The 20483-nt window shown below is 44.1% G+C and carries 20 protein-coding genes and 1 other RNA gene; 15 read left to right on the top strand and 6 right to left on the bottom strand.

Annotated elements, in window-relative coordinates:
* Positions 1–133: 133 nt before the first annotated feature.
* Entirely contained in the window at positions 134–1414 is a 1281-nt protein-coding gene (locus V5G28_RS34440; protein ID WP_336231538.1) for an acetyltransferase, read from the top strand.
* 18 nt (positions 1415–1432) lie between these two features.
* Entirely contained in the window at positions 1433–1990 is a 558-nt protein-coding gene (locus tag V5G28_RS34445; RefSeq protein WP_332996016.1) for a hypothetical protein, read from the top strand.
* On the opposite strand, the gene V5G28_RS34450 is transcribed toward V5G28_RS34445, so the two are convergent.
* Both V5G28_RS34450 and V5G28_RS34455 read right to left on the bottom strand, forming a co-directional pair.
* Entirely contained in the window at positions 1951–2301 is a 351-nt protein-coding gene (locus V5G28_RS34450) for a hypothetical protein (RefSeq protein WP_332996018.1), read from the bottom strand. The two genes, V5G28_RS34445 and V5G28_RS34450, sit on opposite strands and share 40 nt — an antisense overlap.
* Before the next feature lie 189 nt (positions 2302–2490).
* On the bottom strand, positions 2491–3372 hold the full coding sequence (locus V5G28_RS34455; RefSeq protein WP_332996022.1) for a CAP domain-containing protein: 882 nt from the start codon (positions 3370–3372) through the stop codon (positions 2491–2493).
* A 260-nt stretch (positions 3373–3632) separates the two neighbouring features.
* Here V5G28_RS34455 and V5G28_RS34460 point away from each other — a divergent pair, with 260 nt between their 5' ends.
* Both V5G28_RS34460 and V5G28_RS34465 read left to right on the top strand, forming a co-directional pair.
* Positions 3633–3803: a hypothetical protein gene (locus V5G28_RS34460; RefSeq protein WP_158054665.1), complete on the top strand. Its 171-nt coding sequence runs from the start codon at positions 3633–3635 to the stop codon at positions 3801–3803.
* Between the two features lie 597 nt (positions 3804–4400).
* Entirely contained in the window at positions 4401–6176 is a 1776-nt protein-coding gene (locus V5G28_RS34465) for an alpha/beta hydrolase (RefSeq protein WP_332996025.1), read from the top strand.
* Between the two features lie 22 nt (positions 6177–6198).
* On the opposite strand, the gene V5G28_RS34470 is transcribed toward V5G28_RS34465, so the two are convergent.
* Entirely contained in the window at positions 6199–6513 is a 315-nt protein-coding gene (locus V5G28_RS34470; protein ID WP_096570403.1) for a hypothetical protein, read from the bottom strand.
* A gap of 688 nt (positions 6514–7201) precedes the next feature.
* Here V5G28_RS34470 and V5G28_RS34475 point away from each other — a divergent pair.
* From V5G28_RS34475 to V5G28_RS34515, 9 genes are all read left to right on the top strand, one after another.
* Positions 7202–7753 (top strand): response regulator, encoded by a 552-nt coding sequence (locus V5G28_RS34475; RefSeq protein WP_332996028.1) that lies wholly within the window; start codon positions 7202–7204, stop codon positions 7751–7753.
* A 6-nt stretch (positions 7754–7759) separates the two neighbouring features.
* Positions 7760–8320 carry a diguanylate cyclase domain-containing protein gene (locus V5G28_RS34480; protein ID WP_332996030.1) on the top strand — a complete coding sequence of 187 codons (561 nt, stop codon included), beginning with the start codon at positions 7760–7762 and terminating at the stop codon, positions 8318–8320.
* Between the two features lie 153 nt (positions 8321–8473).
* Positions 8474–8962, top strand: a complete 489-nt coding sequence (locus tag V5G28_RS34485; protein WP_332996032.1) for a pentapeptide repeat-containing protein — start codon at positions 8474–8476, stop codon at positions 8960–8962.
* Complete coding sequence (locus V5G28_RS34490) at positions 8959–10110, top strand: 5-(carboxyamino)imidazole ribonucleotide synthase (RefSeq protein WP_332996034.1); 1152 nt, start codon at positions 8959–8961, stop codon at positions 10108–10110. The genes V5G28_RS34485 and V5G28_RS34490 overlap by 4 nt, the downstream gene beginning before the upstream one ends.
* Before the next feature lie 60 nt (positions 10111–10170).
* Positions 10171–10355: non-coding RNA, 6S RNA (ssrS, locus tag V5G28_RS34495), on the top strand.
* A 476-nt stretch (positions 10356–10831) separates the two neighbouring features.
* A complete protein-coding gene (locus V5G28_RS34500) occupies positions 10832–12082 on the top strand; it encodes a M16 family metallopeptidase (RefSeq protein ID WP_332996036.1) in 1251 nt (416 codons plus the stop codon).
* Positions 12083–12245: 163 nt separating this feature from the next.
* Positions 12246–13529 (top strand): M16 family metallopeptidase, encoded by a 1284-nt coding sequence (locus tag V5G28_RS34505; RefSeq protein ID WP_332996038.1) that lies wholly within the window; start codon positions 12246–12248, stop codon positions 13527–13529.
* Between the two features lie 223 nt (positions 13530–13752).
* Positions 13753–14814, top strand: coding sequence for a peptidoglycan-binding domain-containing protein (locus V5G28_RS34510; protein WP_332996040.1), 1062 nt, complete (start codon positions 13753–13755; stop codon positions 14812–14814).
* Positions 14815–15090: 276 nt separating this feature from the next.
* The gene (locus V5G28_RS34515; RefSeq protein ID WP_332996042.1) at positions 15091–15444 is read left to right on the top strand and encodes a phage holin family protein; all 354 of its coding nucleotides are present in this window, start codon (positions 15091–15093) and stop codon (positions 15442–15444) included.
* A gap of 139 nt (positions 15445–15583) precedes the next feature.
* Here the strand turns inward: V5G28_RS34515 and V5G28_RS34520 are convergent, their stop codons facing one another.
* On the bottom strand, positions 15584–16051 hold the full coding sequence (locus V5G28_RS34520; RefSeq protein WP_332996045.1) for a cobalamin biosynthesis protein: 468 nt from the start codon (positions 16049–16051) through the stop codon (positions 15584–15586).
* 372 nt (positions 16052–16423) lie between these two features.
* Between V5G28_RS34520 and V5G28_RS34525 the strand changes: the two genes are divergently transcribed.
* Positions 16424–17590, top strand: coding sequence for a DUF3466 family protein (locus tag V5G28_RS34525; protein ID WP_332996046.1), 1167 nt, complete (start codon positions 16424–16426; stop codon positions 17588–17590).
* Positions 17591–17705: 115 nt separating this feature from the next.
* Here the strand turns inward: V5G28_RS34525 and V5G28_RS34530 are convergent, their stop codons facing one another.
* Positions 17706–18989 carry an ankyrin repeat domain-containing protein gene (locus tag V5G28_RS34530; protein ID WP_332996049.1) on the bottom strand — a complete coding sequence of 428 codons (1284 nt, stop codon included), beginning with the start codon at positions 18987–18989 and terminating at the stop codon, positions 17706–17708.
* Between the two features lie 163 nt (positions 18990–19152).
* Here V5G28_RS34530 and V5G28_RS34535 point away from each other — a divergent pair, with 163 nt between their 5' ends.
* A complete protein-coding gene (locus tag V5G28_RS34535) occupies positions 19153–19623 on the top strand; it encodes a DUF4079 domain-containing protein (protein WP_332996051.1) in 471 nt (156 codons plus the stop codon).
* Between the two features lie 61 nt (positions 19624–19684).
* Here V5G28_RS34535 and V5G28_RS34540 read toward each other — a convergent pair whose 3' ends face one another.
* Entirely contained in the window at positions 19685–20368 is a 684-nt protein-coding gene (locus V5G28_RS34540; RefSeq protein WP_332996053.1) for a DUF1997 domain-containing protein, read from the bottom strand.
* Positions 20369–20483 lie beyond the last annotated feature (115 nt).

The raw sequence follows: 20483 nt of genomic DNA on the forward strand, positions 1-20483 counted from the left end.
AATTTTTTGGTAAATTCTCAGCCTGCGATGGCGTTCCGCCCACCGTAGGTGATCGCCTAGCTATATCTCTCATTCGTTAACGCAGATTATCCCATAGCCAAATATTCCATAACCCGTGAGGACTTTTCTTTTTATGTTCAAACCTCGCACAATTTCTAGTGCCTTAACTGCTATTATCCTAGCGTTTGTCATAGGTACACAGATATATATACAACCCGCAGTAGCCGCTGGAGGAACGTGTAATCCAACTGCGGCTAACCTACCTATATGCCCAAGTGCAGCACCGTCGGCGTCCGCTACTTTCGTCGATCCAACTGCTACAATCACCAATCCAACAAATATTAGCTTGGGCGAAAAAGTCTACGTCGCACCGTTTGCCGAGTTAAACGCTACTACAGCCCCCATTACCATCGCGGCAGATTCTAACGTCCAAGACCAAGTGAGAATTCTGGCTTCCGGAACAGGAGTGGAGATTGGTTCGCGAGTCATTATGGCACACATGGCTACTGTCAAAGGTGCAGCCAAAATCGGTACTCAAGGCTCAACAGGACCCTTTAGCGACCCGATTACCAACACTCAGTTCAACAACGATATTGCAGAGACATTTCTCGTCTTCAACTGTGAAATAGATGGTGCAACTATAGAAAGAAACACCGTAGTCAGCTTTCTCTCGCGGGTTGGCCCTGGTGTTACCTTACCTGCTGGTAAAGTTGTCCTGCCAGGTAAAAACGTCACAACCAACCTAGAAGCTAGTAGCGGCACCCTTGGAAAGGTTGCAAACCTGACACAAGCTGACGTTGCATTAATGGAAGGTATCATTGAAGTCAATGAAGCATTTGCCAAAGGTTATACAGACTTAGCTAGAGCAGACTTGACAAACGTACAAGGGATAAATTACGCTCCAGTAACCTTTTTTAACCCCGGAGGTCTGCCGCAGAGAGGTGGGAGTGTCACTCGTGATCCAAACTTCCGTAACCGCATCATCGGTAATATCGTTCTGCAAGATTCTCTGCCACAGCTTGACAACAAAATAGGTAATAGAATTTCGCTGCGTGCTGATGAGGGTCAACCTTTTAATGTCGGGCAAATTGCTGGTATGGCAAACGATGTTGTCTTTCACGCTTTAGAAACAACTAGCTTGACTCTTGGTAATGGGATTGGTTATGGGCCTCGCGCTCTAGTTCATGGCGGTAGACAGGTTGTCAATGGTGTTGCTAATGGCCCTGAGACCAGCGTAGGTGATGCTGTAGGTCTAGCACCGAACTCCGTTATATTCCGCTCAGTTATCGGCGCAAGATCAGCAGTTGGGCAAAGAAGCGCAGTCTTCAACTCTACAGTGGCTCCCAGAACGGAGATCCGTTCTCGAACAATCTATGCCGACAACGGCAGCCTTATTTTACCTGTGGAGTGGTAAGCAATTAACTTTTGCATAATGATGAATTTGAAAAGATTGCCAGTAGTGCTATTAAAATGCCTACGATTGATTCTGCTGTTCACTTTGATATTTGGACTGATACTAAGTGTTGATGACGGTTCATCTTTAGCCGGACAGAACATTGGGCAACCTGGATTTATAGACCCCGTAAATGCTGACATCACCTCCAATCAGCCTCAGGCGGTACAACCTCCAGTCACCGGACTTGTTTCTACATTGTCGGATGAAGTCCAAGAATTACCAGCAGAGCTAATTCGCTGGTCAACTTACTGGCAACTTTGCTGGGAACCATATCCCGAAGCTAAAGAATACGAACTGCAAACGGTGCTTATGGAAGGGAAATCTCCAAAGTTGAAACGTCAAAGCGATCGCTGCTTTCGTATACAAGCTGCATCTAATGAAAACCAAAAATCACAAGGATTACTCAACCGTGAATTAATCTTGTTGATGCATAAGATTCAGCTTGGTTATCGAGTGCGAGCTGTCTTAGATAGCAACCGCGTCAGTGAATGGTCTCAAGTAATGGCAGTCGGTGCAACTACTGTGTCTGAATAGAATGGTACTAGGATAAGCGCATGACAAAATGACTCAGTGTCCCTGAGTTGATGAGCTACGGTTATGAAGAGGTCAATGTAGAGACGTTGCATGTGAGTCCAGCGCTCTTGGTAGGGTTTCCAACGACAGTTACCTACGGCGGGTCTCCCGCCGTAGGTACTGTCTCCTCCGCAGGCGACTGGCGTAAGCGCAAAGCGTGCCGCAGGCTTACGCGTAGCGTGCCGTATCTCCTTCGGAGACGCTGCGCGAACGGCGATAGCCGTGGCGTTAGCCATAGGCATACCCGTTCGCCCTTGGCGTGCCGCAGGCATAGGGCAACGTCTCTACATGTGTACAATCTATGGCACATTCGTGCCACGCGCTCGTCCCTGAGTCCTTACGGACACGCTGCGCGTATCCCTCACGGGATCCGTTCGCGTTCGCGTCCCGTGAGGGATACGCTATCACCAACAATCCTTAACTGAGCCGTATTGTATTATAGGCAATAGGCATTGCCTACCCTACACAAAACCTCTGTAACTGAACGGTATTGAGCCTGCTGCAATCAAAGCATTAGCATTAACGTCTTGTTGTTGCGCAAACAATGTCCCGGTATTGCTATCTTTACTTGGGGTGTTGTTAGCTATTTGAGGCGCTAGTAATGTCTCAAAGATTGTGTCGAGACGACCTGTAACAGCTTTGTCGTCGCTCAGTTGAAGGTTTTTAACGCAGTCAGCGTTTGCACCTTCACCAACTACGAAACTCTCACCTTTAGGAGCGGTTGAGAGCGTGTTGTTGTCCACACCACCGTTGAGCAGCCAATCATTAGGTTGCTTGGTTATGATGTCACTACCACTTCCTTTGCTGTCAGAACCAGATCCAGGTGTAGGTTGAGAATCCGAAGAAACAATACTGCCCAATGTACTTGTAAGCCTGGACGTAGATTCCGGGGCAGGTGCTGATTGGGCTACAATCTCTGAGTTAGATGTAGAGCCTGGTATGTTGCTAATCGGGTTTGTATCACCACTACCAAAGCCCTGAACCCAATAGTTGTTATAAAAACCAACGCCGATATCAGTATATTGGGACCTGAGGATATTAGCTCGGTGTCCAGGGCTATCCATCCAACCTTTTACAACCTGTTCAGGTGTTCTTTGACCTGCAGCTATATTCTCTCCCATCATTCGAGCTTCATAGCCAACTGCCTCTGCTCGATCCCAGGGTTTAGAGCCATCTGGTCCTGTATGACTCAAGACACCACGTTTTGACATCTCTTCAGCATATTTGTCCGCAGCATAGTTCAACTCAGCATTTGCTTTCAGAGGTGAAAGACCATTCTTGGCTCGTTCTTGGTTAGTGAGTTCAAAGACCTGCTGTTCAAATGTCCTGTTGTTTAATTCCATCAATCCGTCCTCCTAAAGATTTGTTCAGATGAATTCAGCAGGGATAACAATTCTGCTGCAACTTTTGGTAGAAGCAAACCTGAGGAGTGTTACTCCGTTTCCACGCAAAGATTACCCATGATCGCAGCTTTCGGAAGCAGGAGAAGCAGGGGGAGAGAAAATAGGAAATTTTACACGCAAAAAGGGGAGTAAGTAAACAGTGAAAGCGTATCTCACCAGAGAAAGTGTGTATGGCAGAATACCAAACATAATTACGGGTAGTGACGAAGCTGCAACAACCGTGCTTGCGACGAGAAAGTCGTGTCTTGGGCGCATCTGCACTACGTGAGCTACAGGCTGTCCTCTTTGGAGACTTCTTTGTCTGGTGTCCCCATGTAAAAGGGGTGAAAGTAGCAGTTGCATGGCTGCCGATTGCTGCAGTTTTCTTTTAGGTGGGCAAAACGAGCAAGGGTATTTTGTAGTTATCGGAACCGCTACACTGTCAGCGGTTTGCTACTTTGCTTTATTCACAACTAAGCAAGTAGAAACAAGTATCTCCACAAAAAAATGAGATACTTGCGAAATCTAGGGGTTAGGATGCAAACCTGTATACGTACGCTCTATGACGTATTTGCTTTAGAAGAAGTATATCAACTTGATCGATTTTTGTATATATAAAAAATCGAAAATAGTCCTTCCGATTTAAAGATAAGTTAAAGTATTACCTTTATGATCGTTAGTCCTGCGTATATGAAGTAAAGCTATCAAAACAAGCTGTTTCAGCAAAAATCATGCCGTTTACTATGTTAAAATTTTCCTCAAGTTGATGAAAATTACAGTAATATTTTTATACTAAAAAATCAACAAAATTAAGTAATAATATTGAGTTTATTTTTTTACTATTGTAGAAATTTCATCAAAAATCGCAAGTGCAATTTTTCAGTGGCTTAAACACAGTTAAAGTAGGGGCACAAAGCAATGCCTTGTGCCCCTACCATGTACTCCATGCAATTGAGAACCGCTATACGTGGGCAAGTAAAATTTTTCAAATGATAATACCTCACAGCCAAACAAAAGTTAACACCAAAGTCCTACCAGGTGTGGTAAAAAATTGGTCTGCTCGCAAAAGTTGGCTACAAACATTATTAAGTGCTTTCACCTTCGGAATCCTCTCCAGTATTACCACCACAACTCCGGTACTAGGAGCAGAGGGAATTGAATTCTTCTATCCTCCGTTTGGTGAGTTTTCTATCTCCACAGCTTCCTTAGAAGTGTTTGCCAAGGAAGGTAAGATTACTAAAGAATTTTCCTTTTATGCTAAACGTGTCCCACCACAGCAGTTGGCACAACTGCGAAACTTCCTCCAAACAAGGTTTAATGTTACCCCCACCCTAGTCTCTCAGTTCAGCTACTCAGCCATTGGTGAAAACTTGCTGAAACGTCTGGGCGAATTGCTACTTACAGAAGCTAGACAAAATGGTTTCTACGCTCTACGTTCTGCGCTCATCTTGGGTGCTGCTGACTCAGAAGGCTTAACTGTTGTGAATGTAATCCGTCGCTATCCTAGCCCAACTATCAGGCTGAATTTGAGCGAAACCCAAGGAATTATCGGTAGCTTATCAGAACTCCTTCAGAAAAGAGATGCAGTTGTTGTTGTACTCAAACAAATAGCAGAAACAGAAGCAGGAAATCAGGCAAGCACGGATTTTTCAAAACAGCCAGACTTACGACGTGCAGGTTCTTTTCGCTTCTCAAAACAAACCCTGACTCTCAATGATAACTCTCGAAGTCGGCGTTTTGAGGCTGATTTATATCTACCTCAAACAGCAACGAAAACTCAAAATACCCAAAAGCCTCCTTTCCCCGTGATCGTGATTTCTCACGGCGTAGCGGAAGACCGGCAGACATTTGCTTACGTGGCTCAGCATTTAGCTTCTTATGGCTTTGCAGTTGCTGTCCTCGAACATCCTGGGAGTGATGCTAAGAAATTTGAGCAATACTTTGCTGGTTTGGCTAGTCCACCACAAGCTACAGAGTTAATTAATCGTCCACTGGATGTCAAGTTTCTTTTGGATGAACTTCAGCGTTTTTCTGAAACTAACCCCACCTTTAAAGGACAACTGAATTTGCAACAGGTAGGCGCAATTGGTCATTCTTTAGGAGGATATACTGTTCTCACCTCGGCAGGAGCAACAATTAATTTTGAGCAAATTCGTAAGGATTGTTATCCCAATCGTTCTTTGAATTTATCAGTTTTCTTACAATGCCGAGCTGGTGATCTGCAAGCTGATAACTATCCCCTACAAGACCAAAGAATTAAAGCAGTGATGGCACTCAATCCCTTGGGTAGTACGATTTTAGGACAAGAGGGATTTCGCCAAATCCAAGTTCCTGTGATGCTGGTTGGAGGTAGTCAAGATATTTTTACGCCAGCTGTACCAGAACAGATTCGTCCGTTTACCTGGCTGCAAACTCAAAATAAGTACCTTGTCTTAATCGAGAACGGAACGCATTTCTCTACTGTGGACAAAATAAATCCTAATACGGGACTTTTACCTGTTCCCCCGAGTTTAATTGGTCCAGATCCGGCGATCGCTCACTCCTATGTCAATGCTCTTAGCTTGGTATTCTTCCAAACTCATTTGATCAATCAACAGCAATATCGCCCTTATCTGAGCGCATCCTACGCCAAATTTATTAGCCAAGCACCGTTAAACTTGAGTCTGGTACAGTCTTTTACAGCCGAACAGTTTGCCCAGATATTTAATGGGACGTATCCACAGTCAGGCACTTCCAAAAGTCAACCAACCTTAAACACGCCCTAGTCACAATAACTCAACTTTTAGCTCACTCTACCTCAAGTTGAGCTGCCGTCACTGCATCAAAAGCAAAAGCCAAAACTAGAGGCATTGGACATTTGAGCAAATAGGTAGACATCACAGCTACAAGTGTGCCAATAACTGCTGAGACCGACCAGAATTTTTCCTGAGATGTCAGTCCCTTTTGAGCTTTAATCAATTTGAGAGTGTGAGTCGGAATTGGCTCAGGCATAACTGCTCCTGGAGGAAATGCCCAGTAGTTGTTACACCGCTCCTCAAAGAGATCTGTCCAGCCATTTTCTAGGCACCATTCCTCAATCCATTCATTACGATAATGCTTCATATTGGGGCTGGGAAGTTGAATTGGCATAATGTTTAGAACCTAAATAGAAATTCCTTGCTAATGTTTGACGACTCAACCAATTGGTATAGAACTAAAGATTAATCACTAATTGTGAAGCTTTGTTAACAGTCTGAAACACCTGTAATAGAGTTGAATTGCTGCTTTGCTCAATTCACAGGCTAACAGTATCTACCCTATTCTTGCATTAAAAAAAAATAAACTTGGTTTGGAAATTTGAAATGCAATAATTCTAAACAAATCAGTGATTGCTCTAAAAACAGTTATGCCGGCTTTCAATTGCATAGAATACCTTTTGAAAGAACGTAGAATGCATTCTAATTGGTGAGTTTTGAGTTTTCGCTCTTGTTGGATGTACTTCACGGATTTGAAAACCGCTACTTTTAGGCTTTAGCTAAATAGCTAGGAAAAAACATATCTACCTTAAGAAATATAAAATATAAATAAATATATATAAAAAAATGTGACAAAAACAAAGCCACCAGAAATCGAGCGTCTATATAGCGCTTCATAGCGCTTCGAGCAATGGTTTTTGCTCAACAATGTAAAGAACTAGAACACAGGAGTCAGGGTCATTCGCAAGTCAGTGTTTCTACGCTGGGCTAGTAGCTTAAGAAAGAGTATCAACAGGTAGAAGCTGCTTTGCAATGACAATATTCAAGGAGACAGCATGCCTGATGCCGACTTTCAGAATAATCCACCATTGATTCTTGTTGTAGATAATGAAAAAGCTTTTCGCTTACTGCTGCAGCGGGCTATGGAGAAGGAAGGATATCGATTTGCCGAGGCGTGCAACGGACAACATTGTTTAGATATTTGTCAGCAACAACCACTAGACATGGTTTTATTAGATGCGATGATGCCAGGAATGGATGGCTTTGCTTGTTGCGCCAAGATGCGAGCTATTTTGGGTGATGATTGTCCTCCAGTTTTGATGATTACTTCTCTTGGCGATCGCAAGTCGATTCATCGAGCTTTTGAGGTAGGCGCAACGGATTACATTACAAAACCAATTGATTGGGAAGTACTGCGTCAACGAGTGCATCGCTTAGTAGCATATAAAGGGGCAATGACGGAAGTACGACACAAAATTCAACGAGAGTGCCAACTCACAGTGCAACTGGAGGAGGTAAACCGGGAGTTGCAAAGCCTTGCTTGTTTTGATAACCTCACTAAGCTCGCGAATCGTCGCTACTTTGATGAATATTTACAGCGCGAATGAAAACGATTGGAAAAAGTCCAATTACCTCTTTCTTTGATTTTGTGTGAAATTGATTTTTTCCCAGCTTACAACGACCAGTATGGAGTTCAAGCTGGAGATGAATGTTTTAGCCAAATTGCTTACACGATTAGCAGCTGCAAGCGGCGAGCAACGGATATGATAGCCCGCTATGATCGTGAGAAATTCGCGATCATTTTGCCAAAAACTGATGCAGAAGAAGCTTGGCTGGTAGCAGAAACAATTCGAGCTTCTGTAAAAGCCCTAGGCATAGTCCATGCTGCTTCAACAGTCAGTAAATTCGTCACGCTTAGTATAGGAGTTGTAAGTGTTATTCCTTCTGCCAAATTATCTGCATCTGATCTCCTGACAATAGCCCACTCATCTGTTGAGCAGGCAAAGCAGGAAGAATGCGATCGCGCTTTTGTCCCGATCTTGGGGCGCGATGCTTCCTCTGGAAGCCACCCAAAGGGCGATGGGCTACGCCCCGCCCAAGGCGATTGCACAGGTGCCAGTACCCTAAAGGGCAATCGCGTTGTGATATCAAATCCGGTAGCATCTGAATTATAAAAAAACCACAGAGACGCTGAGGGCGCACCAGAGAGAGGAAGGAGAAATCATTCCTATACAAACGGTTTGATATGATTCTATCACTCTAAAGTCTTGTAACATAGTGGTGCTAAGCTTAAAAGCAGCATCTAAACACCAAACTGGCTAATCAATATGTTTTGGCGGGGATTGGCGGCTGTACTTTCGCTCATGAGTGTCTTGTTTTGTGCCTCCCCTGCACTGGCAGACTGGACTCATCCTATGTCATTTAGCAATGCAGAGTTGACAAATCGCGATTTTTCTGGTCAAAGTTTGCAAGCCGCAGAGTTTTCTAACGCTAATATGGAACTGACTAACTTCACGGGCGCTGACTTGCGAGGAGCAGTTTTGAGTGCTTCTGTAATGACGAAATCTAATTTGCACGGAGCAGATTTAACAAATGCAATGGTAGATCAGGTAAACTTAACAGGGGCAGATTTGAGTGATGCTGTTTTAAAAGAAGCCCTCTTGTTCCGCGCTACATTTAATAATGTAAATATTACTGGTGCAGATTTTACTGACGCAATTCTAGATAAAGCGCAAATTAAGGAACTGTGCCAAAAAGCAAGTGGTGTAAACTCTAAAACTAACGTGGAAACTCGTAATTCCTTGGGGTGTCGATGAAGCGTGTTGGTGTCATTGGTGGCGGACAATTGGCATGGATGATGGGAGATGCCGCAAAGAAGTTGGGAGTAGAATTGGTGGTACAAACTCCTAGCATCAACGATCCAGCTGTATCTATATCAGTAGACAACATTTTTGCCTCTGTGGATGATGCTCACGCTACGGCTGAACTTGCTAAGAAATGCGATGTCATCACCTTTGAAAACGAGTTTGTTGACATACAAGCTTTATCAAAGTTGGTACAACAAGGGGTTTGCTTCCGCCCTCAACTCGAAGCTTTGACTCCCCTTTTAGATAAATATCACCAACGCTGTTATTTACGCGATTTGGGTTTACCCGTTCCTCGGTTTGTCGCCCTAGACTTGGCTTTTGCTGATGATGCGACTTTCAACCAACTGGGCTTTCCTCTGGTTCTCAAAACCCGACGCCACGGTTATGACGGTCAGGGGACTTTTATAATCAAGGGAATAAAAAGTTTAAAGCAAAAATTAGAATTACATAACATAAATGAAAGTCAAAATATTTTTCTTCTAGAAGAATACATTCCTTTTGAACGGGAATTAGCAGTCATTGCGGCGCGTTCTTTTCGTGGCGAAGTTGTCATTTACCCAGTTGTAGAAACCCAGCAGGAAGAACAGGTGTGTCGCCGAGTGATTGCACCTGCTGATATTTCACTAAACGTGGCTGTTGAAATAGAAAAGATTGCCCGCACTTTACTAAATAGTCTCCAATCTGTGGGAATTTTTGGTATAGAGTTATTTCTTACGGCAGATGACAAGGTGCTGGTGAATGAAGTAGCACCGCGCACTCACAACTCAGGGCATTTCTCTATAGATGCCTGCGTGACTTCTCAATTTGAGCAGCATCTGCGAGCAGTTTGTGGTATGGAGTTAGGTAACACTGCTATGATTTGCCCGAGTGCTGTTATGGTTAACCTCTTGGGCTATGAAATTTCCCAGAGTGATTATATGAGCAAGCGCCAGCAAATAGAGCAAATTCCTCAAGCACGCGTCCACTGGTATGGAAAAAGTGAATCGCGTCCTGGGCGCAAGCTAGGACACGTCACCGTTTTACTCGATAATCACAATCAGGAGCAGGGGATGCTTGCCATTGCCCGAAATATAGAATCTATCTGGTATCCAAATTGAATCTGCCAAAAATTTTCATCTGGGGACACACAACCGATTTTTGAAAGCTATAATAGTTTTGTTGCACTGCAACGTTGGTGACTGCCATAAAGTTTTTTGATCTATGTCCGAAAAGAAAAGGGAACCAAATAATTCTCGTGGCAGTAGACCGGACTAAGTATCCGGAAACTTTAAACGAGAGACATCGGTACCCACCTGGTTTATCCAGGTCATAAACTTAGGTAAAACGGCGTTGCGGTCGACAAAATATAGAGCTCCCTTGGTCAATTAGAACATGGGAGCTTTAATTATAGAAAATGAGTCTATGCCCGTAGGGCAGGGTGTAAGGGTATAAGGGTGTGAGGGTGTAGGGTAAAAGAAGCAGGAGCACGCTACGCTCAAGAGCTCTTAGAACAAAGCAGGGAAAAAAGCTAATGGAAAAGAACTCTTCTCTTCCCAGCACCCTGCGCCCTGTTCCCCTTCTTCCTCCCCCTACACCCTTACACCCCCACTCCCCTATCCCCAGTTCTGGTCACAAATGTAATACATAAGCAAACTTCACGTGTATTTGGCAATTAACATCCATAAGCTTGTTTTAGGCTTCATAATTTATAGATAATGTTCGTATCTTGTCAAGAAAAATCTCTGTAAAGTCATCCGAATCTAGATACCAATAAGGGTTAAAATCGCAACAATTAAGCGAAATTTTGGTTAAAGCTGTAAAAAATTGTTAAAAAACCTGATGAATGCCGCGTTTCCAGCCTCGGTTTTCCAACTAGACAACGGTTTAACTTTGATTCATCAAGAAATTCCTACTACCCCTGTAGTTGTGGCAGATGTTTGGGTACGTGCAGGTGCGCACTTAGAAAAAGAACCGTGCTTCGGTATGGCTCACTTTTTGGAACACATGATTTTTAAAGGGACTGCGACGCTAGCGCCAGGGGTATTTGATCAAAAAATTGAAAATCGAGGTGGAGTAACCAATGCGGCGACAAGCCACGATTACGCCCATTACTCTCTCACCACAGCAGCAGTGCATCTAGAAGATACTTTGCCCCATTTGGGAGAGTTGCTACTTAATGCGGCAATACCAGAAGATGAATTTAGCCGCGAACGGGATGTTGTGCTAGAAGAAATTCGTCAAGCACATGATGATCCAGATTGGATAGGATTTCACGCTCTGATCTCTAGCGTCTACCAACATCATCCTTACGGACGTTCCGTGTTGGGTAGTGAGCAAGAATTAATGCAGCAATCTCCAGAGATCATGCGCTCTTTTCACCGCAATCACTACCAACCAGAAAACATGACGGTGGTGATTGTCGGCGGAATACCCGAAGAATCTGCTATGAAATTAGTGAGCCGGACATTTGTTGATTTTGGCAATCGCTGCTGTGATTCTCCGGAAAAAAAAGAAGTGACACCAGTCATAGCTGGAATTCGCCGTCAAGAACTTCATTTACCTCGTTTAGAACAGGCGCGGTTGTTAATGGCGTGGACAGGACCTGGAGTGGAACAAGTTTGCACTTCCTATGGTTTAGATCTGCTGTCTGTATTACTTGCAGAAGGGCGGACTTCCCGTTTAGTGCGCGATTTGCGGGAAGAGCAGCAATTGGTACAAGGTATTTGCAGTAATTTTTCACTGCAACGAGAAGCAAGTTTATTTACAATTACAGCCTGGTTAGAACCAGAAAATGTAGAACGCGTGGAATCGTTAATTCGCCTTCACTTGAATGATTTAATATGCAACCGAATCAGTGAGCAGGAACTAACACGCTGTCAACGCTTGCTATGTAACGATTATGCCTTTTCAACCGAAACACCAAATCAACTTGCAGGGCTTTATGGATACTATAACACCATCGCCCAAGCTGAATTAGCAGTGACTTATCCCTGGCAAATTCAATCTTATAGTGCAAAAAAACTGCAAAAATTAGCACAAGAGTATCTTTCACCCAATCATTACGCGGTTACAGTACTCAAACCCTGTTAGTCATAAGTCATTCGTCATGAGTTATTAGTATCAAAAACAAATGACAAAAGACCGCCCGTAGGGAAAACGTAAACCCTGCGGACAGGCTATGAATTACGCGTAGCGTCTCCGACGGGACAAGGAAAGGTAGGACAAATAACAAATGACAAAGGACAAATGACAAATGACAACATCTGTGCAAAAATCGCATATCCATCGCACTGTATTGAACAATGGCATTGTAGTGCTGGTGGCAGAAAATCCGGCTGCGGATATTATTGCAGCGCGGATTTTTATCCGGGCTGGGAGTTGTTATGAAAACCAGGAGCAAGCTGGGTTAGCACATTTGCTATCAGCGGTACTAACGAAAGGCTGCGAGGGACTTTCGAGTTTGGAGATTGCAGAACAAGTCGAGTCTGTCGGGGCGAGTTTGGGCGCAGATACTGCTACTGATTATTTTTTGCTGTCGTTGAAGACAGTTACATCTGATTTTGCAGAAATTTTGAGTTTGGCATCACGGATTTTGCGATCGCCGACATTTCCAGAAACAGAGGTAGAACTAGAACGGCGTATTGCGCTACAAGATATTCGCTCGCAACAAGAGCAGCCGTTTACCATTGCCTTTGACCAATTGCGGGATGCAATGTATCAAAATCATCCTTATGCAAGGTCGGTATTGGGAAATGAAGCCACAATGAGCCGCTTAACTCGGAAAGACTTAGTCCAGTATCATCAGACTTATTTCCGTCCAGATCATGTCGTGATTAGTATTGCTGGACGAATCACACCAGAAAATGCGATCGCTCTTGTGGAAGGAGTTTTTGGAGATTGGCAACACGCAACTCAGCCGCTGCAAAAACTAGATTTACCAGAACTCAACGTTGAACCCCAAATCAAAATTAAGCCCCAACAGACACAGCAGTCCATCGTCATGTTAGGTTATTTGGGACCATCGGTGCTATCTTCTGATTACGCTGCATTGAAGTTGCTCTCTACTTACTTGGGAAATGGTCTTTCCAGTCGCTTGTTTGTGGAATTGCGCGAAAAACGCGGCTTGGCTTACGAAGTCTCGGCATTTTACCCCACACGGCTTTTTCCAGCATCATTTGTTGTTTACATGGGTACAGCACCCGAAAATACCCAAGTAGCTCTTCTTGGTTTGCAGACAGAAGTTGACTTACTCTCCAGAGCGCAGCTAGAGGAAGATGCACTCCAAGCGGCTAAAAACAAAATACTAGGGCAGTACGCCTTGGGCAAACAAACCAACGCGCAAATTGCCCAAATATATGGTTGGTATGAAATTTTGGGACTAGGAATTGATTTTGATCGGAACTTTCAGGAAACAATTGCCTCAGTTACTGCTCTTGATGCAATGACAGCTGCTTCCCGATATTTACGGGAACCTTATGTGTCATTAGTTGGTCAAGAAGAAGCGGTGAATAGTGCAATTGTATATTTTAATTCTTAATAAAGATTTAAAATACCGCAACTATAATAGTTGCATTATACACCAATTACCGATAAGTGTATTAGCATGAGATTACCCAGGGGCAATTCCCATGAAAGACAGCATGAAAATAAGTATCTTAAGTAGCTTAGGGTTTCTCAACCCGTCCGTAAATTGCTGTGCAATAAAAAGGGAGCAGAGGTATAAATCTTTGTTAGGGGTTGAAATACTGCTCTACTGTGCTATGTCTGGGTTGCTTGGCTTCTCTGCTACAGTATCGGTTGCAGCTCAACCACAACAAATCGCACAGACAAGTTCGCCGGAAGCCATCAACCGTCCGACTCTCCAAGTTGGTAGCAAAGGAGAGCGTGTCACGGAACTTCAAGCAGCTTTAAAACTTTTGGGCTACTACACAGGGACAGTAGATGGAGTTTATAACGAAAGTACCGTCCTCGCTGTTTCCCGCTTTCAGGAAGCTGCAGGTTTGAAAGCAGATGGTGTTGTTGACGCAACGACTTGGCAAAGGCTCTTTCCAAACGAGCCAACGGTGGCGTCTTCTGGGTCGTCACCCAATACAAGCAGGTTTCCTGTTCCGTCTGGGACTTCCAACACCAATAGGGTTGTTGTTCCGACTTCAGATTCAAGACCTACAACATCAACTGCAACTACCGACACCACAGTTGCTACTTCCAATCCGGAGCCAAGATCTACAACTTCAACGACAACCACTAGCATCAGAACAGAGAATTCCAACCCGGAACCAAAACCTGTAACACGGAATACAGCGACCACCACTAGAGCAGAGAATTCCAAACCGGAACCAAAACCTGCAACACGGAATACAGCGACCAGCACCAGAGCAGAGAATTCCAAACCGGAACCAAAACCTGCAACACGGAATACAGCGACCAGAACTAGAACAGAGAATTCCAACCCGGAACCAAAACCTGCAACACGAAATAGAACTGCTAGTTCACAAAGGACGTACACACCACAATCAACATCTACTCGTTCTCAACAAACCACTCGTCCTACCTCAACGACTCGTACTCAGCAAATTTCTTCAATTCAATACACCTCAGAAGGATTAGCGATTTTACGTCTAGGAGCGCGTGGTTCTGAGGTTACTAAGTTGCAAAGACGACTGCAAAGGCTCGGTTTCTTGAATGAAGGCGATGTTGATGGCAATTTTGGCGCAGCAACCGAGGCTGCAGTGATAGCTTTACAAAAGCGTTATGGTTTGGATGCTGACGGTGTCGTTGGTGGAGGAACTTGGGAGATTCTCATGCGGCGGCGCGGACGATAAACAATTCAAAATTCAAAATATAGCAATCCTAAATTCTTGGTGAACAACAAGATTCCCGACTTCTTCAAGAAGTCGGGAATCTTAGCGAAGTAGCTAAATTTTAGCTTTTGCAAAATTGGCTCTATATTTTTATGAAACCGTTGCAAAGTTGAATTGAAACCAACCCCTGTAATACGATAAAGATACCCCCAACAACAAGGTATCATTAAATGTCAGTGCCTAAAAAGTCTATTTTTTTAAGAAAAAATAAAAACTAAGAAGATTCTAAAAAAACTTATGAAACACTTTTTATTAACTTGGCTAGGCACTGCAGTAGCGTTGCTCATTACAGCTCATATTGTTCCTGGATTTTCTATAAAGAATTTTGTAGCTGCTCTTGTTGCTGCGATAATTATCGGGTTAGTAAATGCAATAATTAGACCTTTTTTAAGCATTTTGACATTTCCTATTACCTTGCTCACTTTTGGGTTATTTACATTTGTTATTAATGCTCTGACTTTATTGATAGCAAGCGCCCTTACCCCCCGTGAGCTTTTTGAAATTAGTGGTTTTGGGGCTGCTTTGTTAGGTTCAATTATGTTAGCAATAGTTTCTAGTATTATTAATTATTTTTTAAGAAGGATTGAGTAAAGGGAACTGGGGATAGTCAACAGTGAACAGTGAACAGTGAACAGTGACCAAAAAACTGGTAACTCGAAACTGCGCTGGTACATGATAACTGATAACTGATAACTGATAACTGATAACTGTCCCCAGTACCCAGTCCCCTTTATGAGTTTGGTAACATTTGAGCAACAGCTACCGTTACCGCTCTTGGTTGCCCTTCTAAACGGAAAATTTGTTTAGCAACTAGTAACTCCCCTAACTTTTGTGTTGTGCCCTGATGGGGAGACTCTAGGGGGGTGAGGTTAGATGCTGCACACAAAGCAGCAGCTTCCGCCACGCTAGGGGTTCCCACTTGTTTGGCGACAACTTTAGATGGGTTGGGGACTGAGACTTTGTTGAGAACATCAGAGGGAAATGTTTTCAAAGGCAAATTACGTTGGTGGCAAAGTTCCACTAAACCAGTTTCATGAGATTTAATATCAATAGTCGCAATACCTGCGATCGCACTTTCTGCCAGTTGATTTTCTCTAAAAACGTGTGCAATTGCCTTTTGGATCAACTGTCGTGAAGTTCCCCTCCCACACCCAATTCCCACCCACAAAACCCGATGGCTGCTTGCTACTTCCATCATTTGCCTCTTTAATTTATACTTACTTAAAATTTTAAAATTATAAAGTTTGAGTAATTTTTTTGCAAAGAAATACAGTATTAATACCATCAATACTTTTGCCACTCATACGTAAGCCTATATAATTAGGAAAAATTGAAGCATCTTAATACACACTTTAATTCCAAGAATCTACCGCAAGTAAATACATTTCACGTTTAGCCAGGGTGAAATAGTCAACACAGGTGTATCTATCACTCGTTGTAAATTCAACAAAAAACACCAGTGTGGCAAATGACTACGGAAATAGAGCAAAAAAACGCCCTCAGAGTAAGTGGCGTAAGTCTTTTTATATCTCATTTCCAAATACACAGTTCACCTGCAGGAGCTAGTTGCATGGCATCAATCACAAGCTTAAAGACAAAACTTAAAACCAAAGTCAAAAAGCTAACAGTATTATTTGGCAGTGCTGCTGTGATGACATTGGGCATGAACGCCTCAGCAATGGCAGCAACAATGTACGATGTCACCAACTTAGGTAATGTAGGTCAATTTTATTTCAATTACGCCTTAGGCATTAATGATGCAGGTCAGGTGGTAGGTTCTTCAGGTATTAATCCTAATCGCGCCTTTTTGTGGAACAGCAGCACTGGCATGACTGACCTCGGCACCCTTCCAGGAGGGAGGGACAGTTACGCCTATGGCATCAATAATGCAGGACAGGTGGTGGGGTCTTCAGATGGCCAGGGCTTTTTGTGGACCAGTAGCACTGGCATGACTGCCCTTGGTACGAGTGCTGCCAATGCTATCAATAATGCAGGACAGGTGGTGGGTGGGGAGAATCGCGCTTTTTTATGGAGCAGCAGCACCGGTAGTACTGATCTTGGTACCCTCCCAGGTGGGTCTTCCAGTCGCGCCTCTGACATAAATGATAATAGCCAGGTGGTGGGGACATCCAGTACCAGCAATGGCACATCTCACGCCTTTTTATGGAACAGCAGCACTGGTATGACCGACCTTGGCACCCTCCCAAACAAGAATTCCAGTTCTGCCTCCGCTATCAATAATGCAGGTCAGGTGGTGGGGAATTCAGGTAATAGCAATGGCAGTCAAGGTAGTCGCGCCTTTTTGTGGAGCAGCAGTACTGGCATGGTTGACCTCGGTCTGCCGCCAGGTCGATTTCCTGCTTCCGATAATGACTCTAGTTATGCCAATGATATCAATGATTTAGGACAGGTGGTGGGGAGTTCAGATAGCACCTTCAACGGTCGTCGCGCCTTTTTGTGGAGCAGCAGTAATGGCATGGTTGACCTTAACACCCTAATTGACCCTGGGATAAGGCTGGATACAGCAACAGCTATTAATAACAAAGGTCAGATTGTCGGTTATAGCAGAGCAGGTTCATATGACTATCGTGCTTATTTACTAACTCCTAAATCATCCACACCAGTGCCAGAACCCTTGACAACAGGCGGTAGCATACTTGCAGGAGCTGGTTTAGTCTATCTGCGTCGCCGCTATGGTCGCCTATATCGATCGCAGAACAAGCCCCTACAAGAATAATTTTATTCACCACTGCTTCGACCATTCCAGACATTTAAGTACATTTGTACCGGGGGAAGTTCCGTTTCAACTGCATGACGACTCAACCACCTGGAGCCAACCCGGACAAATATTCTTACTCCTGTGCGCCCGCTATGCGCAGGCTCCGTACGACACCGGGGTAGTCATTAAACTCTGCGAGCATCAAAGCTGTATAACCACCCTGATTTTTGACATTCACGTCTGCCCCAGCCTGTAGCAACAATTGCACCGCCTCGCCATAACCCCGCGAAGCTGTCCACATCAACGCTGTCGCCCCTGCTGAGTCTTGCAGATTCACATCTGCTTGCTTTGCCAGAAGCTGGTGGATCACGCCTATATGGTTGCGTTCTGCTGCCTTAATCAAAGCGGTTTTTCCATCATCGGCTCGAGTATTGACATCAGCACCATAATCTAGTACGAACTTCACAATTTCAGTGTGTCCCTGGGTTGCTGCTAGTGTCAACGGGAACTCACCCAAGTTTTTTTCGTTCACCTTCGCTCCTTGACGCAGCAGTGCTTCGACAATTTGGCTGTGTCCCTGCAAAGCTGCTAAAAGTAGCGGTGTATCTCCTAAATGGTTCCTGATTTGCACATTAGCATTTTGGCTGAGTAAGACTGCTACCACATTGGTATAACCTTCTACCACAGCAAGGTGCAAAGCTGTTTCACCATCTTTATCTTGAAGATTGACATCAGCACCGTGAGCAAGTATTGCTGCTGCGATCGCACTATGTCCCGCTGCTGCTGCTGCTGATAAAGCCGTACTTCCATCAAGGTTTCGCAGCTTTACATCAGCCCCTGCTGCTAACAGTGCTTGCACAACTTCCAAATGTCCCAAGTCTGCCGCAATCATCAATGCGGTTTCTCCCTCTTCATCTTGAGCATTGACATCTGCATGAGTTTGTAGTATTGCTTGTACAACTGCGGTATGTCCAGCGCGTACTGCCACCTCAAAAGCTGTGTCCTCATCTTTATCTTTGACATCTACCTTGGCACCAGCAGCAAGCAAGGCTTGCACCACCTCCGTGTGTCCTTTGAGAGCGGCTACCATCAAGGCAGTGCTGCCATCTTCATTCGTGGCATTGACATCCGCACCTCTAGAGAGTAAAAGCTTTACAATGTCAAGACTGTTAGCACTCGCTGCTAACATCAAAGCCGTCAACCCATAGCGCTTTCTTTTCAAGTTGATGTTGGCACCTGCATCAAGAAGCGATCGCACAATTTCGGTGTAGCCTAAATGAGCCGCAAACATTAAGGGCGTAGTGCCATCGCGATCGCCCGTGTCTACAACAGTATTAGCATTCAGCAGTGAATGCACCTGCTTGATATCACCATTTCTAGCAGCCGACAGCAGCAAGATATCGTTATTTTTAATCATTAGTCATTGAGTCATTAGTCATTAATTGGGAGCCGGAAGGTGGAGATCACAACTGGTGGAGTTTTTCCGATCTCCCTCATCTGTCAATCTCATCTTCCCATCTACCTATTCCCAATTAGGTTATGCTAATTTTTATGAAGATTTAAGGATAAGGGGAACAGCTATGAATTTGGAACTTTCACCATCAGTAAAATACTGGTCAAACTTCTTTCACCCAGTCTTAATGTGGGCGCTCTTACTACTTTCGTTATATGCAGCATACCTAGGACTGCAAGTCCAACGTACCAGAAATGCTGAGGGTGAACAAAAGAAAGAATTAGTAAAAGGTAGATACAACGTTAAACACTACCAAATCGGCTCTATACTTTTGGCTTTGATGGTGACAGGCGCTGTTGGTGGTATGGCTGTTACCTATATCACCAATGGTAAGTTGTTTGTTGGACCTCACCTACTAGCAGGGCTTGGTATGACAAGTTTAATTGCCTTCTCTGCTTCTCTGTCGCCTTTTATGCAAAAAGGGGCAAATTGGGCGCGTATGACTCATATTTTGTTAAACTTTGCCCTTTTAGGTCTATTTGTTTGGCAGGCTCTTAGTGGCGTGGAAATTGTCCAAAGAATTCTCAGTCAAGCATAGTAGTTAGTTATGACTCATGAGTCAATAGTCAAGAGGATTCTCCTGACTATTGACTCTTGACTTAGCGCTTTTTATTGGAATTGATCCCAAAGGGAATACCACATGATTGGTGAAAATCTTCCTGCACTTTGCGAGTCAAGCGGCGAGAAACTTGGCGGACAATTTGGTTAAGTAGGCGATCGCCTGTAGATTCAATTAAAGACTTGGGTAATCGCTGAATAAACTTGGGAAAGTGAATATCGACTGTCAAATCCAATTCCCATTCGACTCGTGTCATTTCACCAACGCTGATTGAAGCATCGTTTGTCACGTTTTCTACTAATCGTAGGGAAGAGCGGTAGTCTACATCATAACCAGGAGGCTGATAGTCAGGAACGGCGATCGTACGGGTACGGTAGACCCCTTCCTCTGGCGGTAACAGTTCCAAACCAATTTTTGGCTCTACTTCATAACCAAAAGCGCCAAAGCGACCGATGACTAAAGCATAGCCATTTTCCCCCAGAGGTTCCACTTTCATCGGTTCAGCACACCGGGAAAACCATGAAGCGTGACTATCGAGATATTCTGCAACGGTTCCAGGTGCAGCGTACATTTCCATACAGTCGCTATAACGACCGTAAAACCTTGTTGGTGTCCCTACAGCTTTCTCTTGGGTTCCGTCAGGTGCTTCTTCTAGAGTCGATGTCACGGACAAGACTGCTTCAGTTGTTTCAAACGATTGACAATCGGTGTTTTTTGAAAGCATAAAAGGGTTCTTCTATAGTGAGAGCGTTTGTCTAAATTAAGAATTCCCCTCGCAGGGACAAAGTTTCGCACTAAATCCCCATTTTGGCGGAAATCTCAATCATCTGTCATATAGT

Source organism: Scytonema sp. PRP1 (genome assembly GCF_036697665.2).
Lineage (GTDB): Bacteria > Cyanobacteriota > Cyanobacteriia > Cyanobacteriales > Nostocaceae > Kalymmatonema > Kalymmatonema gypsitolerans.